This window comes from Pseudomonas sp. MWU349, assembly GCF_017947325.1.
Lineage (GTDB): Bacteria > Pseudomonadota > Gammaproteobacteria > Pseudomonadales > Pseudomonadaceae > Aquipseudomonas > Aquipseudomonas protegens.
Window position 1 is genome coordinate 136,875 of the sequence record NZ_JAFEVP010000005.1, and the last position, 17,171, is coordinate 154,045.

The window sequence follows — 17,171 nt, forward strand, 5'->3', positions numbered from 1 at the left end:
GCGCAAAGCGCCAGTCGGTGCTTGATCAAATCAGAAAGGCGGTCAGGCGGCCCCTTCGCAGGCAAGCCAGCGCCTACAGGGGAGGATGGGATGGGGTGTGGATAACAATGCCCCGGCGGCACGGGCCGGCGGGGCATGCTTTATCCACAGAGCAAGCGGTCAGTGGCCGCCCAGGTAAGCGTTGCGCACCTCCTCGTTGACCAGCAGTTCCTTGCCGGTGCCGCTCAGGCGGATCTCGCCGTTGACCATCACGTAGGCGCGATCCGAGAGCTTCAGCGCATGGTTGGCGTTCTGCTCCACCAGGAAGATGGTCATGCCGGTGGCCGCCAATTCCCTCAGGGTGGCGAAGATCTGTTTCACCACGATCGGCGCCAGGCCCAGGCTCGGCTCATCCAGCAGCAGCAACTTGGGCCGGCTCATCAACGCCCGGGCAATGGCCAGCATCTGCTGCTCGCCGCCAGACATGGTCATGGCCCGCTGGGTACGCCGTTCCTTGAGCCGGGGAAACAGCTCGAACATGCGCTGCATGTCATCATTGGCGTACTTGTCGCCAATCGGGATGGTGCCCATCAGCAGGTTTTCTTCCACGGTCATGTCGGGGAACACCCGGCGCCCTTCCGGGGACTGGGCGATACCATTGGAGGCGATGTAGTGGGACGACTTGTGGGTGATGTCCACACCGCGATAGAGAATCTGACCGGACTCGGCCCGGGGCTGGCCGAAGATTGACATCAGCAGGGTCGACTTGCCGGCGCCGTTGGAGCCGATCAGGCTCACGGTTTCCCCCTCGTTGATGTGCAGCGAGACTTTCTTCAGGGCCTGGATCGGGCCGTAGTACACGTCCAGATCCTTGAGTTCGAGGATAGGTTGAGTCATGCCAGTTCCTCTTCGTCGGCACCCAGGTAGGCGGCAATCACTTTCGGATCATTGCGGATCGCCTCCGGCCCGCCCTCGGCGATCACGTTGCCGTGGTCGAGCACCACGATGTGGTCGGAAATACTCATCACCATGCCCATGTCGTGTTCGATCAGCACCACGGTCAGGTCGTGCTCGTCACGCAGCAGCCGGATCATCGCGCTCAGCGCTTCGGTTTCCTGGGGGTTGAGGCCGGCGGCGGGTTCGTCGAGGCAGATGATCTGCGGCCGGGTGCACATGGCCCGGGCGATCTCCAGGCGCCGCTGCTGGCCGTAGGACAGCTCGCCGGCCAGGCGGTTGGCGCAGTCCACCAGGTCCACCACCTCCAGCCAGTAGAAGGCGTGGTCCAGGGCGGCGCTTTCCGCCTTGCGGTAGCCCTTGGTGTTGAGGATGCCCGCCAGCAGGTTGCGGTTGACCCACATGTGCTGGGCCACCAGCAGGTTCTCCACCACGGACATTTCCTTGAACAGGCGAATGTTCTGGAAGGTCCGCGCCAGCCCGGCGCGGTTCACCAGGTGGGTGCCGCCGAACATCTTGTAGTAGAGGCGGCTGGCGAAGCTTTTCGGCGAGACGAAGTCGGTGGCGCGAAAGGGCTCGCCCAGGAGCTTGATGACGTTGGTCTGCCGGCCCCGGGTATTGAGCTCGATGCGCCCGCCGGAGGCCTTGTAGAAGCCGGTCAGGCAGTTGAACACCGTAGTCTTGCCGGCGCCGTTGGGGCCGATCAGGGCGAAGATCGAGTTGCGCTTGACCTTCAGGCTGACGTCGCTGAGGGCCTTGATGCCACCGAAGTGCATCATCAGGTTTTCGACCGAAAGAATGTATTCGCTCATGGCGCGTTCCCCTCAGTCAGAGCACCTTTGCGTGGAGTGACGCCGGTACGGCTGATGCGGATCAGCCCTCGCGGTCGCCAGATCATCATCAACACCATGAGAATGCCGAACAGCAGCACCCGGTACTCGGAGAAGCTGCGCAGCAACTCCGGCGCCACAGTCAGCACGAAGGCCGCGATCACCACGCCCACCGTCGAACCCATGCCCCCCAGCACCACGATGGCCAGGATCAGCGCCGATTCGAAGAAGGTGAACGACGACGGGTTGACGAAGCCCTGGTAGCTGGCGAAGAACACCCCGGCCAGGCCGGCGGTGGAAGCACCGATGGTGAAGGCCGAGAGTTTGACCAGCACATGGTTCAGGCCCATGGCGCGGCAGGCGATCTCGTCTTCACGCAGGGCTTCCCAGGCCCGCCCCACGGGCATGCGGGTCAGCCGGTGCTTGATGTAGAGCACCAGCAGCACCACCAGGAACAGCACGATATAGATGAACAGGAATTTCAGGTTGGGGTTGTATTCCAGGCCGAAGAACTCATGAAACGGCACCCCGCCGTCCTTGGCCTTGCGACCGAACTCCAGGCCGAAGATGGTCGGCGAGGGCACCGGCATGCCGTTGGGGCCACCGGTGAAGGACAGCCAGTTGTTGAGTATCAGGCGGATGATCTCACCGAAGCCCAGGGTCACGATGGCCAGATAGTCGCCGTGCATCCTCAGTACCGGGAAGCCCAATATGCACCCCGCCAGCGCCGCGGCAATCGCCGCCAGGGGCAGCACGGTCCAGAAGCCCAGGCCCAGGTACTGGTAGCCCAGGGCCAGGCCGTAGGCGCCGATGGCGTAGAACGCCACGTAGCCCAGGTCCAGCAGGCCCGCCAGCCCCACCACGATGTTCAGCCCCAGGCCCAGCAGCACGTAGATCAACCCGAGGATGACCACGGTCAGCAGGTACTTGTTGGCGAAGAACGGAAACACGATGGCGATCACGATCAGGGCCGGGATGATCCAGCGCAGCCGCGACTTGTAGTCCGGCGCCAGCACATGCACGCCGGAGCCGGTGCTTTCAAAGCCCTGGAGAATCTTCAGGCCCTTGGGGGTTTGCAGGAACAGGCTCAGGGCCAGCCGGCCGGCCATGACAATGGCTACCAGCCAGGCCACGCGAGTCGGCTGCAGGTTGAAACTGTAGCCATCGAGCACCACGCCCACGATGGGGCCAAACACGATCAGCGAGATCAGCCCGGCGAGCACGGCGTCGATGACGCTCTTTTTGATATCAATCGGTTTATTGGCAGCAGACATACTTATACCTTCGCCACGAGTGGGCGACCCAGCAGGCCTTGGGGACGGAAGATCAGAATCAGCACCAGCAGCGAGAAACTGAACACGTCTTTGTAGTCGGAGTTGATCAAGCCGGAGAACAGCGACTCGGAGATGCCGAGGATGATCCCGCCCAGCATCGCCCCAGGCAGCGAGCCGATGCCGCCGAGTACCGCCGCGGTGAACGCCTTGATGCCGATGACGAAGCCGGCATAGAAGTCGAACGTGCCGTAGTTCATGGTGATCAGCACCCCGGCCAGGGCCGCCATGGCCGCGCCGATGACGAACACGTAGGAGATCACCCGGTCGGTGTTGATGCCGAGGATCGAGGCCATCTTGCGGTCTTGCTGGGTGGCCCGGCACATACGCCCCAGCTTGGTGTACTTGATGATGTAGGTGAGCAGCGCCATGCCGGCGAACGCCGCCACCAGGATGAAGATCTTGGTGTAGGTGAGCTGCACGAAGCCTGTGCCGATATCGACTTTCCAGGCCCCGGCCAGCAGGGTCGGAACCCCTTGCTGCTTGGCGCCCTGGCTGATCTGCGCGTAGTTCTGCAGGATCAGCGAAATGCCGATGGCGCTGATCAAAGGTGCCAGGCGGGTGGAGTTGCGCAGGGGTTTGTAGGCCACGCGCTCGATCACCCAGCCATAGATCCCCGTCACCACGACGGTGAAGATCAGCGTGCCGAGAATGAGTAGCGGGAAGGATTCAATGCCGAAATAGGCCAGCAGAGCCAGACTGATTGCCGCGAGGTAAGCGGAAATCATGTAAACCTCGCCGTGGGCGAAGTTAATCATGCCGATGATGCCATAGACCATTGTGTAGCCGATGGCGATCAGACCGTAGACGGACCCGAGGGTCAGCCCATTGATCAGTTGCTGCAGGAAAATACCATCCATAACGCAATCTCACGGACTTGAGAGACTGCACAGGCCGTCGACGCCGGACAGGGATCACCCGTCTGCGCAACACGTCCGTTGTGCAGCTCTACGAGAAAAGGCAAGTACTGCACGAGTAGGGACCGGCACCAGGGGGTGGTACCGGCCCGTTCGGACTCATGTCACTTCTGTTTTTCCAGCTGGTGGTACTTGCCGTCCTTGTCCCACTGATAGACCACGTAGTCGGAAACCTTAAGGTCACCCTTGGAGTCCCAGGACTTCTCGCCCATCACGGTTTTCACCGGATTGGCCTTGAGCCATTTGGCCGCATCTTCGCCCTTGTTGGACTTGGCGCCGCCGAAGCCGGCCGCCAGGGCCTGAATCGAGGCATAAGCGTACAGGGTATAGCCCTCGGGCTCGGTGCCGGCCTTGCGGAAGGCATCCACCACGGCCTTGCTGTCTGGCAGCAGGCGCGGGTCGGCGCCGAAGGTCATGTACACGCCGTCAACGTATTGCGGACCACCGGCGGTGGTCACCAATTCGTCGGTCACGATGCCGTCGTCGGACATGAACTTGACGTCCTTCAGGCCCTGCTCGCGCAGTTGGCGTACCAGCGGGCCGGCTTCCGGATGCAGGCCGCCGAAGTACACCACGTCGGCGCCGGCGGCGCGGATCTTGGTCACCACGGCGCTGAAGTCTTTCTCGCCACGGGTCAGGCCCTCGTACAGCACCGGGGTCACGCCGCGCTTGGTCAACTGTGCCTTGGTGGCATCCGCCAGGCCCTGGCCGTAGGTGTCCTTGTCGTGCAGCACCACGACCTTCTTGCCCTTGAGCACATCGATAATGTAGTCACCGGCGACGATGCCCTGCTGGTCGTCACGCCCGCACATGCGGAACATCGCGGAGAGGCCACGCTCGGTGACCTGAGGGTTGGTGGAGCCCGGGGTGATGGCAATCACACCGGCGTCGCTGTACACCTCGGAAGCCGGAATGGTCGACGAGGAGCAGAAGTGCCCGACCACGCCGGCCACCTTGTCCTGGTCCACCAGGCGGTTGGCCACTGCCACCGCCTGCTTGGGTTCACAGGCGTCATCACCCTTGACCAGGACGATCTTCTCGCCGTTGACCCCGCCCTTGGCGTTGATCTCGTCAGCCGCTGCCTGTGCACCCTTCATGTACTGCTCGCCAAATGCCGCGTTGGCGCCTGTCATGGGACCCGCTACACCGATCTTCAGGTCGGCTTGAGCAAACGCAGAAACACCCAGCGCAGTTGCCACTGCGAGGGCCAGAAAGCCTTTCTTGTAAAACGTCTGGGACATGAGGTGGTGCTCCAAGGTTTTTTTAGTTGGCACTGCGACTTCACTAAGGTTGCTCAGAGCAAGCGCCGTGCCAGTGGTTTTTTATTCTGAAAAAAGTCGCTGTCTTATTGTTATTTCGACTGTTTCGAGCCCTTTTTTATTGGGCGTGCAACCGTCTAAACCGCGGAAGGTAAAACCCTGCTTTTTAATGGGCGCAACCCATGCGTGCCATCATTGCAACCGCGACACAATTCAACGTGCAACCCTGCTGTAACAGCTCGCGTCACCGAACTGCACACTGCTGGTGCGAGACTGCTACGAGCCGCACCATTACAGGCTAGTCGCTGCATCGAAAAGCGTCGTCGGCCGCCCATTATTTCCTTGTTCAGATCACAATTCGCAGGCACTGGCCCGCGTGGTAGAGGGAGAAGCCGGCTTCGTACAGGCAACTGCGCAAGCCCACACCGGCCAGGGGCTGCATGGCTGCGAAGGGGATCGGCAGGGCCTGGGGGTCGCCGTTGCACAGGTAGTCGGCGAAAGCCTTGCCCACCACGGTTCCGGTGGTCACGCCACGGCCGTTGTAACCGGTGACAGCCACCAGGCCCGGGGCCGGCTCGAACAGGCGCATCAGGTGGTCGGGGGTGAAGGCGATGCAGCCGGTCCAGGTGGATTCCCACTCCACCGGCTTGAGGTACGGGAAGTAATGCTGCTGTACGCGGTCGGCCCAGGCCTTGAGGAACCACAAGGGCTTCTGGCTGCCATTGCCCAGGCTGCCCAGCAACAGGCGGCCCTCGGCATCCCGGCGGATGCTGCTGAGCACCTGGCGGGTATCCCAGGAGCCCTGGCCCCCGGGCAGGATCTGCCGGGCCGCTTCTTCGGTCAGGGGCGCGGAAGCCACCTGATAGTAGTAGCCGGGAAAGAAATTGCGCCGCAGCTCGGTCCAGTCGCCTTCGGTGTAGGCGTTGGAGGCGATCACCACCTGCTCGGCCAGCACCGAGCCCTGCTCGGTCTGCACCGACCAGCGCTGGCCCTGGCGTTCCAGGCGGGTGACCGGGGAATGGTCGAACAGACGCCCGCCCAATTCCGTCGCCGCCCTGGCCAGGCCGCTGACGTAAGCCATGGGGTTGAGGGTTCCCGCCCGCCGGTCGAGCAGGGCCGCGGCGATCTTGCGAGTGCCGGTGGCCGCCTCGCACGCCGCGCCGGTCAGCAACTCCACCGGGGCCCCGCGACGTTTCCACTGTTCTTCACGGCTGCGCAGATCGGCCTCGCCCCGGGCGTTGTGGGCCATGTGCAAAGTGCCTTCGCGGCGCAGCTGGCAATCGATGTGGTACTTGTCCACCAGGCTGAACACCAAAGACGGCGCCGCACCGAGCATGCGGTTGAGCTGGCTGCCCACCTGCTCGCCGAAACCGGCCTCGATCTCGTCCGGCGGGATCCACATGCCGGCGTTCACCAGCCCGACGTTGCGCCCCGAACCGCCGTGCCCCGCGCGGTGGGCTTCGACCACACAGACCCGCTTGCCCTGCTCCAGCAAATGCACGGCGGCCGACAGCCCGGTGAAACCGGCGCCGATGATGCACACATCCGCCGTCAGCTCGCCCTTGAGCGGCGCCCTGTCAGGCCGTTGCGGGGTGAGTGTTTCCCACAGACATTGTTCTTGTAGCGCCATTGCCAGACTCCGAAATCAACGAACCACAGACGCTGAAACGCATTGACCGCTGTTCGCCAGCAAGCTGGCTCCTACAAACCTCCCCGTAGGAGCGAGCGTGCTCGCGAAAAGACTCAATCGAAGGTAATACCCTGGGCCAGCGGCAGCTCCCGGGAGTAGTTGACGGTATTGGTCTGGCGCCGCATGTAGCCGCGCCAGGCGTCGGAACCGGATTCGCGACCGCCGCCGGTTTCCTTCTCGCCGCCGAAGGCGCCGCCGATCTCTGCGCCGCTGGGGCCGATGTTGACGTTGGCGATGCCGCAGTCGCTGCCCACCGCCGACATGAACTGCTCGGCCTCACGCACGTCGGTGGTGAAGATGCAGGACGACAGGCCCTGAGGCACGGCGTTGTTCAGGCGCAGGGCCTCCTCGAAGTCGTTGTAGCCGATCACATAGAGGATCGGCGCGAAGGTTTCGCTGCACACCACCTCGCTCTGCTCGGGCATTTCGACGATGGCCGGCGACACGTAGTAGGCGTTGGGGAACTGGTCCTGCAACTGGCGCTGGCCGCCGAAGACCCGGCCGCCCTCGCTCAGGGCCTGCTCCAGGGCATCCTGCATGGCCTCGAAACTGTGCTTGTCGATCAGCGGGCCGATCAGGTTGCCTTCCAGCGGGTGGCCGATGCGTACCTTGGAATAGGCCGTCTTGAGGCGGCTGATGATTTCCTCTTTCACCGACTCATGGGCAATCAGGCGACGCAGGGTGGTGCAACGCTGGCCGGCGGTGCCCACGGCGCTGAACAGGATGGCGCGCACCGCCATGTCCAGGTCAGCGCTGGGGCCGAGGATCATGGCATTGTTGCCGCCCAGTTCGAGAATGCTGCGGGCGAAACGCGCGGCCACCTTGGGCGCCACTTCGCGGCCCATGCGGGTACTGCCGGTGGCGCTGATCAGGGCCACGCGCGGATCATCCACCAGGGCGGCGCCGGCATCACGGCCGCCGATGATCACCTGGCTCAGGTATTCGGGAGCATCCTGGAAGTTCTTCAATACGCGCTCCAGCAGTGCCTGGCAGGCCAGGGCGGTGAGCGGGGTCTTTTCCGAGGGTTTCCAGATCACCGGGTTGCCGCAGACCAGGGCCAGGGTGGTGTTCCAGGCCCAGACCGCCACCGGGAAGTTGAAGGCGCTGATGACACCGACAACCCCCAGGGGATGCCAGGTTTCACGCATGTGGTGGCCTGGGCGCTCGGAGGCGATGGTCAGGCCGTAGAGCTGGCGCGACAGGCCGACGGCGAAGTCGCAGATGTCGATCATTTCCTGCACTTCCCCCAGGCCTTCCTGGGTGATCTTGCCGGCTTCCCAGGACACCAGTTCCCCCAGGTCGGCCTTGTACTCGCGCAGCACCTCACCGAATTGCCGCACCAGCTCGCCGCGACGGGGCGCCGGCACGTTGCGCCACAGGGCGAATGCATGCTCTGCGCGACTGACCTGCTGCTCCACCTCGGCGGCGCCCTGCCAGTTCACCGCGGCGATCCGGCTGCCGTCGATGGGCGAATGCACAGGCTGGGTGCCCGACTGGTACAGGGCCGGGTTGACACCCAGACGATCAAGCAATGCGGCAACCATGGGGTTACTCCTTACAGATGAAAGCGAAAGATCCAGGCCGCTGCGACGGCCATCAAGGCTAGTAGTTGTAGCTGGCCCGAGACTTGCCAACAAACGACCTTTAAGCGAGATATCATTCCGTTTATTCATGCTGAGCCGCTCGCTGGCACCCATAAGAACAAGGACCACCCATGCTCAACAAACGCTACTTGCCGTCGATCACCGCCCTGCAGTGCTTTGAGGCCGTGACCCGGCACCTGAGCTTCACCCGTGCGGCCGAAGAGCTCAACCTAACCCAGAGCGCGGTGAGCAAACAGGTGGCGCAACTGGAAGAGCTACTGCAGCACTTGCTGTTCCGCCGGGTGCGGCGGCGCCTGCAACTGACCCCGGCCGGCGACCTGTACCTGGTGGAAGTGCGCAAGATCCTCACCCAGGTGGAGATGTCTACCCACTACCTGCGCTCCTATGGCGGCGAAACCGAAGTGCTGCGGGTGTCCACGCCCTACACCTTCGGCGCCCGCTGGCTGGTGCCGCGCCTCAAGGGCTGGCGCCTGCGCCACCCGCACATCCACCTGGACCTGTGCAATGAGCAAGAGCCTGACGAACTGCTCCAGGGCCACGCCGACCTGGCGTTCTACTTCGGCCAGGGCGCCCGCCCCGGCACCGAAAGCCTGAAGCTGTTCAGCGAGGAACTGGTGGCGGTCTGCGCCCCCGACAGCCTGCCCGCCGAGCCGTTGACCGACCCCAGGCAGCTCACTGAACTGGTGCTGTTGCAGAACGCCTCGCGGCCCCAGGGCTGGCACGAATGGTTCGACCAACAGGGCTACCAGACCGAGCACAGCTACCACGGCCCCCGCTTCGAAACCTTCTATATGTGCATCCGTGCGGCCCAGGTCGGCTGCGGGGTCGCCCTGCTGCCACGCTTTCTGGTGGAAGAGGAACTGGCCGAGGGCAAGCTGGTGATCGCCTGGGAATACGCCATGCCCAGCCATGACGCCTATTACCTGGCCTACCCCGAACACTCGGCGGAAGTGCCCAAGGTCCGGGACTTCGTGCGCTGGATGCTCGAACACAAGGACTCGCCCCTCCCGTAGGAGCCGGCTTGCTGGCGATCGGGCCCTTGAGCCCTGCACAAGCCTGAAGATCCGTTCGCTGGCAAGCCAGCTCCTACGGCCGGAGAATGCCCCGCCGCAAAAAACACTGGCAAAGCGCCGGGCGTCTATGCGCCACTAGCGCCTTCATTGAAAGAGCTGAATGCCGCGCTTGTCCGTCGCGGCCAGCATGGAGATTCCCGTTATGAGCGAGAGTGTGTTTGCCGATCGCATCGTGCAGAACCTGCTCGACACCGACTTCTACAAACTGACCATGATGCAGGCGGTGCTGCACAACTACCCCAACGTCGAGGTGGAATGGGAGTTTCGTTGCCGTAACAGCGAGGACCTGCGGCCCTATCTGGCAGAGATCCGCTACCAGTTCGAGCGCCTGGCGGAACTGAGCCTGAGCGCCGACCAGCTGGGCTTTCTCGAACGCATCAGCTTCCTCAAGCCGGATTTCCTGCGCTTTCTCGGGCTGTTTCGCTTCAACCTGCGCTACGTGCATACCGGTATCGAGGACGGCGAGCTGTTTATCCGCCTGCGCGGCCCCTGGCTGCACGTGATCCTGTTCGAGGTGCCGATGCTGGCCATCATCAGCGAGGTGCGCAACCGCTACCGCTATCGCGAGATCCAGCTGGTCCAGGCCCGCGAGCAGCTGTACCGCAAGTTCGACTGGCTGACCGCCAACGCCAGTAGCGAAGAACTTTCCGAGCTGCAAGTCGCGGATTTCGGCACCCGCCGACGCTTTTCCTACCGGGTCCAGGAAGAAGTGGTGAACGTGCTCAAGCACGATTTCCCCGGACGTTTTGTTGGCACCAGCAACGTGCACCTGTCCCGGGAACTGAACATGAAACCCCTGGGCACCATGGCCCACGAATGGATCATGGCCCACCAGCAACTGGGGCCGCGGCTGATCGACAGCCAGATCGCCGCCCTCGACTGCTGGGTCCGCGAATACCGTGGCTTGCTGGGCATCGCCCTGACGGATTGCATCACCACCGATGCCTTCCTCGGCGATTTCGACCTGTTCTTCGCCAAGCTGTTCGACGGCCTGCGCCACGACTCCGGCGACCCGATCCTCTGGGCAGAAAAGGCCATCGCCCACTACCACAAGCTGGGCATCGAGCCGATGAGCAAGACCCTGGTGTTCTCCGACAGCCTGAGCCTGCCGCGCTCACTGGAAATATTCCGCGCGCTGCGCGGGCGGATCAATGTCAGCTTCGGCATCGGCACCAACCTGACCTGTGACATTCCCGGTGTCGAACCGATGAGCATCGTGCTTAAAATGGCTGCCTGCAATGGCCAGCCCGTCGCCAAGATCTCCGATGAAGCGGGCAAGACCCATTGCAAGGATCCGAACTTCGTCGCTTACTTGCGCCACGTTTTCCAAGTACCTGCCCAACCTGGCAAGGAGTGAATCATGCAAGCCGTACAGCGTGAGATTGCGCAGCAGCTCAAGGTCCAAGCACCTTTTCCCGACCACGCCGCCCTTGAGGCGGAAATCGCCCGGCGCATCCGCTTCATCCAGGATTGCCTGGTCAACTCCGGGCTCAAGTCCCTGGTGCTGGGCATCAGCGGTGGCGTCGACTCCCTGACCGCCGGCCTGCTGGCCCAACGGGCGATGCGTGAATTGCGCGAACGCAGCGGGGACGATAGCTACCGCTTCATTGCCGTGCGCCTGCCCTATGAGACCCAGTTCGACGAACACGACGCTCAGGCCTCGGTGGACTTCATCAACCCTGACGAACGCCATACCGTGAACATCGGCCCGGCGGTCAAGGCCCTGGCCAATGAAGTGGCGGCCTTCGAAGGGCAGCACGCGGTGTCCCGGGATTTCGTCCTCGGCAACACCAAGGCGCGGATGCGCATGGTGGCCCAGTACACCATCGCCGGCGCCGCCCATGGCCTGGTGATAGGTACCGACCACGCCGCCGAAGCGGTGATGGGTTTCTTTACCAAGTTCGGTGACGGCGCCTGTGACCTGGCGCCCCTGAGCGGCCTGGTGAAAAACCAGGTGCGCTCCATTGCCCGCTATTTCGGCGCGCCGGAGTCCCTGGTGGAAAAAGTCCCTACCGCCGACCTCGAAGACCTGTCGCCGGGCAAGCCGGACGAAGCGTCCCACGGCGTCACCTACGCCGAGATCGACGCCTTCCTGCACGGCCAGCCGGTACGCGAGGAAGCCTTCAAGATCATCTGCGACACCTACCGCAAGACCCATCACAAACGCGTCATGCCCTTCGCCCCATGACCCACCTCGTTCTGTAGGAGCCGGCTTGCCGGCGAAAGGGCTGCTTGATGCGGCACAAGGCTTAAAGGCCTGTTCGCGGGCAAGCCCGCTCCTACAGATGCACCCACAAAAAAGCGCCCCGAGGGGCGCTTTTTTTGCAGCCGGGCCTGATGCTTACTTCAGGACCACAGCGCCTTTCATCATCGAGTTGTGGCCTGGGAACGAACAGAAGAACTGGTAGCTTTCGCCAGCGGTCAGCTTCGATACGTCGAAGGTCACCGAGTCTTTCTCGCCGGCACCGATGATCTTGGTGTGGGCGATGACGCGGGTGTCGCCTTCCTTCAGGTAGTTCTTGTCGATGCCGGCGGCCATGCCATCGGTGGCAATGCCAGCCATGTCTGCGGTCTTGCTCAGTACCCAGTTGTGGCCCATGACGTTCTTCGGCAGGCTGCCGGAGTGGGTCAGGTTCACGGTGAAGGTCTTGCAGCTCTTGTCGATGGTGATTTCCTTAGTGTTGAAGGACATCTGGTCGGTAGAGTCGACATCGACCTTGCATTCGGCGGCCATCAGTTGGCTGCTGGCCAGTGTCAACAGGGATACCGCAACGAGTTTGGCAAACATGGTGAATCTCCAAGGCAGGGTTAACAAAATCCATCTGAATCCATGGGACGGAAGACTGCCTGAATTTCTCGCAAGTTCCTATGATTTGCATCAAAAAATTGTATACAACTCTCTGCTATCGGCCCGATCAAGACAATCAACCGGCCAGTGGCATGGCGAGCTTCTAGAATCACGCCATCGTCCCTGATCGGAGTCACCCTCATGCCATTGAACAGCCTGTTTCGCAGCTTGCTCGCCGCCTACGCCTGTGGCGCCAGCGGTACCCATGAAACCCCGCAACGGGAGGTTTAATACTTGGAGCGAGGCTGGCGAGCCTTTACTCTGAGGCCATCAATGAGCTCGGAGTAAGGCATGTCGTTAACCTCTGTCTGTGTATTCTGCGGCGCCAGCACGGGCGCCAATCCTCTCTATCGTGAAGCCGCCCAGGCCCTGGGACGGGCCATCGCCGAACGCAAGCTGACCCTGGTATATGGCGGCGGCGCGGTAGGGCTGATGGGCATCGTCGCCGACGCGGCCCTGGCGGCCGGGGGCGAAGTCATCGGGATCATTCCTCAAAGCCTGAAGGACAAGGAAATCGGCCATCGCGGCCTGACCCGCCTGGAGGTGGTGGACGGCATGCACGCCCGCAAGGCGCGCATGGCCGAACTCAGCGACGCCTTCATCGCCCTGCCCGGCGGCCTGGGAACCCTGGAAGAGCTGTTCGAAGTCTGGACCTGGGGCCAGTTGGGCTACCACCACAAGCCGCTCGGCCTGCTGGAAGTGAATGGCTTCTACGAAAAACTCAGCGGTTTTCTCGATCATATCGTCGGCGAAGGCTTCGTCCGTGCCCCGCACCGTGACATGCTGCAAATGAACGAGTCGCCGGCCGGCCTGCTGGATGCGCTGGACGCCTGGCAACCGACGGTCCCGGACAAATGGGCCGAAGGCAAACCCAGTTAACCACCCGGCCCCGATAACAGGCAGAATACGCGCCGCTCAACCTCACCTTCGACCCCAGAGGATCGCCCATGGCCAAACCCAACTACTCCTTCGCCAAACGTCAACGTGACTTGGCCAAGGAACAGAAGAAAGAGGAAAAGCTGCAACGCAAGAAAGCCGCCGCTGAAGAAACCAGCACACTGAACCCGGATGCAGAAGGTGAAGTGAGCATCGACGACGCCGAGCCCGAGGCCCCCCAGGCCTAAGCTGCCCCGTAGGAGCTGGCTGACCAGCGAAAGCACTCTCCAGCCCTACGCGATATCCGCAGGCCCCATCGCCGGCAAGTCGGCTCCTGCAAGGTTCGAGATGGCAGTGTCATGCCAGGGGCATGACGGTGACCCGGACATCAGGGTCATGGCTGCCCCCTCCCAGAATCACCCCACGCAATGGCGACACATCGGAAAAATCCCGGCCCCAGGCCAGGGTGATGTGTTCCAGCGCCGGCTGCACGTTGTTGGTCGGGTCGAAATCCACCCAGCCCAGCACCGGGCAAAACACTGAAACCCAGGCATGGGAAGCATCGGCGCCGATCAGCCGCGGCTGCCCCGGCGGTGGCTGGGTCAGCAGGTAGCCACTGACATAGCGCGCCGCCAGCCCTCGCGAGCGCAGGCAAGCCAGCATCAGGTGGGCGAAGTCCTGGCACACCCCGCGCCGACGCTCCAGCACCTCCACCAGCGGCGTCGCCACCTGGGTGGCTTCGGCGTCGAAAGTGAACTCACTGAAAATCTTCTCCATCAACGCCTGGGCGCCCTGCAACAGCGGCCGCCCCGGTACGAAGCAACTGGCGCAGAACTCGACAAAACTCTGCTTCAGATGCACATAGGGCGATTCGAAACGGTAACGACAGGCTTCCAGCAACGCCTCGGACAAGGGCTGGCCGCTGTAGGTCAGGGCGCCGCGGGCGGCATCCCAGGGCAATGACGCGGCAAAATCCAGCGCCGGCCGCTCCAGCACCTCGACACTGAGCTGGGCGTTGACCAGCAATTCGTCATGGGGTCGCTCGAAAGCCAGGCGGGTCAGCGGGTTGCCGAATACATCCTGCTCGTCACGGCGGTTGGTAGGGTCGGGGCTGATCAACAATTGCCGCTCGCTGCACCGTTGCCAGGCACAGGCCCGGGGCCACAGGTGCGCCAGTTGCTGGGCCAGGGACACCGGGCTGTCATAGCGGTAGTGGGTGTCGTGGAACACCTGGTAGCGCGCGCTCATCAGACCGATACCGTTTGCTGGCTGACATCATCCACATGGGCGAAATGCCGCAGCGCCAGGCGGTCCGACACCTGCCCGCTGACCTCGGCGATCTCCTGCAGCAGGTCCGCCAGGCCCTCCACTGCGGCGCGCACACTGGCCTCGCCGAACAGCGAGTTCTCCAGGCAGCCCAGGTCGAAATTCGCCAGGCGCTCCACCAGATGCGGCAGCGCCAGCTCGCGGGGCACGCCGAAATCGTCGTTGAGGCGCTTGAGGGTGCGGGTCACCAGCTTGAGCTGGAACAACACGGCGTGGGGGTTCTGTTCATCCAGCAGCAACAGGTCGAGGACCGGAATCAACTGCGCCACCGCCAGGTAGCGCGACCGGTAGGTGATGCTGCTGTTACCCAACTCCAGCAGCCAGTCCAGGCCGGCCTGGTCGAAGGCCGCGGTGCCCCGCAGGAAGGCCGCGAGGCTGCTGCTGAGGAACTGCAGGCGCTCGATGCGCCGGCCGATCATCAGGAAGCGCCAGCCTTCGTCGCGGGTCATGTCGTCCAGGGCGAACCCGGAGAGCGCCGCCAGGGACATCACCAGGCGGTTGAGAAAATCCAGCAGTTCGGCGAAATCCGGCTCGGGAGTGTCCAGCTCCTGGGCCTCGCGCTGCAGCTCCACCAGGGCCTGCCAGTTTTCCCGGGACAGCTTGCCGCGTACCTGGGAAGCCGCCCACTGCAAGCGTTGCAGGTTGGAGCGCAAGCTGAAGGACCAGTCCTCACCCAGCAGGGCCGCCAGCAGGCGCTCGGGCAGCTCGCCCTCATCCGGCAGCAGCATCAGGCTTTCTCCCAGGTCCACCGCGGCCAGCAAGGCTTGCGGGTCATCGCCGTCGACATAGCGCGCCAGCATGATCCGCAGCAGCCGCGCACTGTCGTCGCAGCGCTCGCAATAACGGCCGAACCAGAACAGGTTTTCCACCACCCGCGACGGCAAGTAGGGGTCGCGGCGTACCAAGTCATACACGCCGATGGTGCGCTGGGCCTTCCACTGCTCGCCGCTGGGCGCCCGCTCCCCCAGCACCCAGGTGTCCTTGCTGGCGCCACCGCGCTGCATCGACACCACTTCGGCACCGGCCTGGGCAGCGACCCGGGTCAGGCCTCCGGGCAGCACCCGGTAGCCGTCCTCGCTGGCCACCGCATACACACGCATACCGATGGCCCGGGGCTGCAACTGCCCGTTCTCGGCCTGCCAGACCGGCGCCTGGGACAGTTGTGGCAACGCCTGGGCGACATAGGCATAGGGCCGCGCCCGCATGCGCTCAGCCAATTGCCGGCGTTGCTCGGCATTCAGGTCGCGGCCCAGCACCGGGGTGAAGCTCTGGGAAGCGAAGGCTGGCTTGACCAGCAGATCCGGTAGTTTTTCCAAAGCCTGCTGCAGCACCGGGGCCTCGCCGCACCACCAGGTAGCGATGGACGGCAGGAGCAGTTCCTCGCCCAGCAAAAACTGGCTGATCTTCGGCAGGAAGCCCAGCAGGCCGGGGGATTCCAGCACCCCGCTGCCCAGGGCGTTGGCCACCAGCACCCGGCCCTGGCGCACCGCGTCCAGCAGCCCGGGAACCCCCAGGGCCGAGTCGGTGCGCAACTCCAGCGGATCGCAGAAATCGTCGTCCAGGCGACGCATGATGGCGTGCACCCGGCGCAGGCCGCTGAGAGTCTTGAGGTACACCGTGGCATCACGCACAGTCAGGTCGCCGCCCTCCACCAGCGGGTAGCCAAGCTGTCGCGCCAGGTACAGGTGCTCGAAATAGCTCTCGTTGAACCGTCCTGGCGTCAGCAGCACCACCAGCGGCGCTTCGCTGTCCCGGGGAGCCTGGCGGGCCAGGGTTTCCTGCAGGGTGCGGAAGAACCCGGCCAGGTGCTGCACTTGCAGCTCGCGGTACAGGTCGGGGAAGGCCCGGGACACGCTCATGCGGTTCTCCAGGGCATAGCCGGCCCCGGAGGGCGCCTGGGTACGGTCGGCGGTGACCCACCAGCGCCCGTCCGGGCTGCGTGCCAGGTCCACGGCATACAGGTGCAGGAAGGTCTGTTCCGGCGGGCGGATACCCTGGCACGGCCAGAGGAAATTGTTGTGGCCGAACACCAGCTCCGCCGGCAACAGCCCTTCGCGGATCAGCCGCTGCGGGCCATACAGGTCCGCCAGCACGGCATTGAGCAGGCGAGCGCGCTGGGCGATTCCGGTGGACAGCAACTGCCATTCATCCGCCGCGATCACATGGGGCAACAGGTCCAGTTCCCAGGGCCGGTCGGCGCCCTTGGGGTCGGCATAGACGTTGTAGGTGACGCCGTTCTCGTGGATCTGCCGGGTCAGCAGCGCCTGGCGCTGGGCCAGTTGACCGGGGCTGCTGCGCTGCAACTGTTCCAGCAGCCGCTGCCAGTGCGCCCGGACCTGGCCCTGGTCATCCAGCAACTCGTGGTAGGTACCCGCCGTCAGCGGGTAACGGTCTAGCAAGTCAGGCATGGAACACTCGGCAGACGGCAGGGAAAGTCAGATTAACGCACCGCCATGACGCCCGGATATGGCTATCTCACAGGCG

The 17,171-nt window shown here is 63.6% G+C and carries 15 protein-coding genes; 5 read left to right on the forward strand and 10 right to left on the reverse strand.

Annotated features, from left to right (window positions below):
- Positions 1–159: 159 nt before the first annotated feature.
- From KCG88_RS20770 to KCG88_RS20800, 7 genes are all read right to left on the reverse strand, one after another.
- Positions 160–876 carry an ABC transporter ATP-binding protein gene (locus KCG88_RS20770; protein WP_210713010.1) on the reverse strand — a complete coding sequence of 239 codons (717 nt, stop codon included), beginning with the start codon at positions 874–876 and terminating at the stop codon, positions 160–162.
- The gene (locus tag KCG88_RS20775; RefSeq protein ID WP_011058969.1) at positions 873–1,745 is read right to left on the reverse strand and encodes an ATP-binding cassette domain-containing protein; all 873 of its coding nucleotides are present in this window, start codon (positions 1,743–1,745) and stop codon (positions 873–875) included. The genes KCG88_RS20770 and KCG88_RS20775 overlap by 4 nt, the downstream gene beginning before the upstream one ends.
- Positions 1,742–3,037 (reverse strand): high-affinity branched-chain amino acid ABC transporter permease LivM, encoded by a 1,296-nt coding sequence (livM, locus tag KCG88_RS20780; RefSeq protein WP_047283704.1) that lies wholly within the window; start codon positions 3,035–3,037, stop codon positions 1,742–1,744. The genes KCG88_RS20775 and livM overlap by 4 nt, the downstream gene beginning before the upstream one ends.
- A gap of 2 nt (positions 3,038–3,039) precedes the next feature.
- Positions 3,040–3,954: a branched-chain amino acid ABC transporter permease gene (locus tag KCG88_RS20785; protein WP_011058967.1), complete on the reverse strand. Its 915-nt coding sequence runs from the start codon at positions 3,952–3,954 to the stop codon at positions 3,040–3,042.
- Positions 3,955–4,115: 161 nt separating this feature from the next.
- The gene (locus tag KCG88_RS20790; RefSeq protein ID WP_047283703.1) at positions 4,116–5,252 is read right to left on the reverse strand and encodes a branched-chain amino acid ABC transporter substrate-binding protein; all 1,137 of its coding nucleotides are present in this window, start codon (positions 5,250–5,252) and stop codon (positions 4,116–4,118) included.
- Between the two features lie 364 nt (positions 5,253–5,616).
- Entirely contained in the window at positions 5,617–6,900 is a 1,284-nt protein-coding gene (locus KCG88_RS20795) for an FAD-binding oxidoreductase (RefSeq protein WP_210713011.1), read from the reverse strand.
- Positions 6,901–7,013: 113 nt separating this feature from the next.
- A complete protein-coding gene (locus tag KCG88_RS20800) occupies positions 7,014–8,504 on the reverse strand; it encodes an aldehyde dehydrogenase family protein (RefSeq protein WP_047283702.1) in 1,491 nt (496 codons plus the stop codon).
- Positions 8,505–8,674: 170 nt separating this feature from the next.
- Here KCG88_RS20800 and KCG88_RS20805 point away from each other — a divergent pair, with 170 nt between their 5' ends.
- The 3 genes from KCG88_RS20805 to nadE all read left to right on the forward strand — a co-directional run bounded on the left by KCG88_RS20805 (position 8,675) and on the right by nadE (position 11,825).
- Positions 8,675–9,577, forward strand: coding sequence for a LysR family transcriptional regulator (locus tag KCG88_RS20805; protein WP_047283701.1), 903 nt, complete (start codon positions 8,675–8,677; stop codon positions 9,575–9,577).
- Positions 9,578–9,779: 202 nt separating this feature from the next.
- The gene (pncB, locus tag KCG88_RS20810; RefSeq protein WP_047283700.1) at positions 9,780–10,994 is read left to right on the forward strand and encodes a nicotinate phosphoribosyltransferase; all 1,215 of its coding nucleotides are present in this window, start codon (positions 9,780–9,782) and stop codon (positions 10,992–10,994) included.
- Between the two features lie 3 nt (positions 10,995–10,997).
- The gene (gene nadE / locus KCG88_RS20815; protein WP_041115474.1) at positions 10,998–11,825 is read left to right on the forward strand and encodes an ammonia-dependent NAD(+) synthetase; all 828 of its coding nucleotides are present in this window, start codon (positions 10,998–11,000) and stop codon (positions 11,823–11,825) included.
- Positions 11,826–11,978: 153 nt separating this feature from the next.
- Here the strand turns inward: nadE and azu are convergent, their stop codons facing one another.
- Entirely contained in the window at positions 11,979–12,425 is a 447-nt protein-coding gene (gene azu / locus KCG88_RS20820; protein ID WP_047283698.1) for an azurin, read from the reverse strand.
- 351 nt (positions 12,426–12,776) lie between these two features.
- Between azu and KCG88_RS20825 the strand changes: the two genes are divergently transcribed.
- Together KCG88_RS20825 and KCG88_RS20830 are read left to right on the forward strand one after the other, a co-directional pair.
- Positions 12,777–13,364, forward strand: a complete 588-nt coding sequence (locus KCG88_RS20825) for a TIGR00730 family Rossman fold protein (protein ID WP_047335539.1) — start codon at positions 12,777–12,779, stop codon at positions 13,362–13,364.
- A 68-nt stretch (positions 13,365–13,432) separates the two neighbouring features.
- On the forward strand, positions 13,433–13,609 hold the full coding sequence (locus tag KCG88_RS20830) for a hypothetical protein (protein ID WP_199522578.1): 177 nt from the start codon (positions 13,433–13,435) through the stop codon (positions 13,607–13,609).
- Positions 13,610–13,718: 109 nt separating this feature from the next.
- On the opposite strand, the gene KCG88_RS20835 is transcribed toward KCG88_RS20830, so the two are convergent.
- Together KCG88_RS20835 and KCG88_RS20840 are read right to left on the reverse strand one after the other, a co-directional pair.
- On the reverse strand, positions 13,719–14,609 hold the full coding sequence (locus tag KCG88_RS20835; RefSeq protein ID WP_047283696.1) for a transglutaminase family protein: 891 nt from the start codon (positions 14,607–14,609) through the stop codon (positions 13,719–13,721).
- On the reverse strand, positions 14,609–17,095 hold the full coding sequence (locus tag KCG88_RS20840) for a circularly permuted type 2 ATP-grasp protein (RefSeq protein WP_210713012.1): 2,487 nt from the start codon (positions 17,093–17,095) through the stop codon (positions 14,609–14,611). Before KCG88_RS20840 ends, KCG88_RS20835 begins: the two co-directional genes overlap by 1 nt.
- Positions 17,096–17,171: the final 76 nt, after the last annotated feature.

Excerpts from the sequence above, each read along its gene's own strand:
- KCG88_RS20825 (WP_047335539.1), top strand. The coding sequence starts at position 12,777 with ATGTCGTTAACCTCTGTCTGTGTATTCTGCGGCGCCAGCACGGGCGCC.
- KCG88_RS20785 (WP_011058967.1), bottom strand. The coding sequence starts at position 3,954 with ATGGATGGTATTTTCCTGCAGCAACTGATCAATGGGCTGACCCTCGGG.
- azu (WP_047283698.1), bottom strand. The coding sequence starts at position 12,425 with ATGTTTGCCAAACTCGTTGCGGTATCCCTGTTGACACTGGCCAGCAGC.
- KCG88_RS20805 (WP_047283701.1), top strand. The coding sequence starts at position 8,675 with ATGCTCAACAAACGCTACTTGCCGTCGATCACCGCCCTGCAGTGCTTT.
- KCG88_RS20840 (WP_210713012.1), bottom strand. The coding sequence starts at position 17,095 with ATGCCTGACTTGCTAGACCGTTACCCGCTGACGGCGGGTACCTACCAC.
- pncB (WP_047283700.1), top strand. The coding sequence starts at position 9,780 with ATGAGCGAGAGTGTGTTTGCCGATCGCATCGTGCAGAACCTGCTCGAC.
- KCG88_RS20770 (WP_210713010.1), bottom strand. The coding sequence starts at position 876 with ATGACTCAACCTATCCTCGAACTCAAGGATCTGGACGTGTACTACGGC.
- KCG88_RS20790 (WP_047283703.1), bottom strand. The coding sequence starts at position 5,252 with ATGTCCCAGACGTTTTACAAGAAAGGCTTTCTGGCCCTCGCAGTGGCA.
- KCG88_RS20835 (WP_047283696.1), bottom strand. The coding sequence starts at position 14,609 with ATGAGCGCGCGCTACCAGGTGTTCCACGACACCCACTACCGCTATGAC.
- KCG88_RS20800 (WP_047283702.1), bottom strand. The coding sequence starts at position 8,504 with ATGGTTGCCGCATTGCTTGATCGTCTGGGTGTCAACCCGGCCCTGTAC.
- livM (WP_047283704.1), bottom strand. The coding sequence starts at position 3,037 with ATGTCTGCTGCCAATAAACCGATTGATATCAAAAAGAGCGTCATCGAC.
- KCG88_RS20830 (WP_199522578.1), top strand. The coding sequence starts at position 13,433 with ATGGCCAAACCCAACTACTCCTTCGCCAAACGTCAACGTGACTTGGCC.
- nadE (WP_041115474.1), top strand. The coding sequence starts at position 10,998 with ATGCAAGCCGTACAGCGTGAGATTGCGCAGCAGCTCAAGGTCCAAGCA.
- KCG88_RS20795 (WP_210713011.1), bottom strand. The coding sequence starts at position 6,900 with ATGGCGCTACAAGAACAATGTCTGTGGGAAACACTCACCCCGCAACGG.
- KCG88_RS20775 (WP_011058969.1), bottom strand. The coding sequence starts at position 1,745 with ATGAGCGAATACATTCTTTCGGTCGAAAACCTGATGATGCACTTCGGT.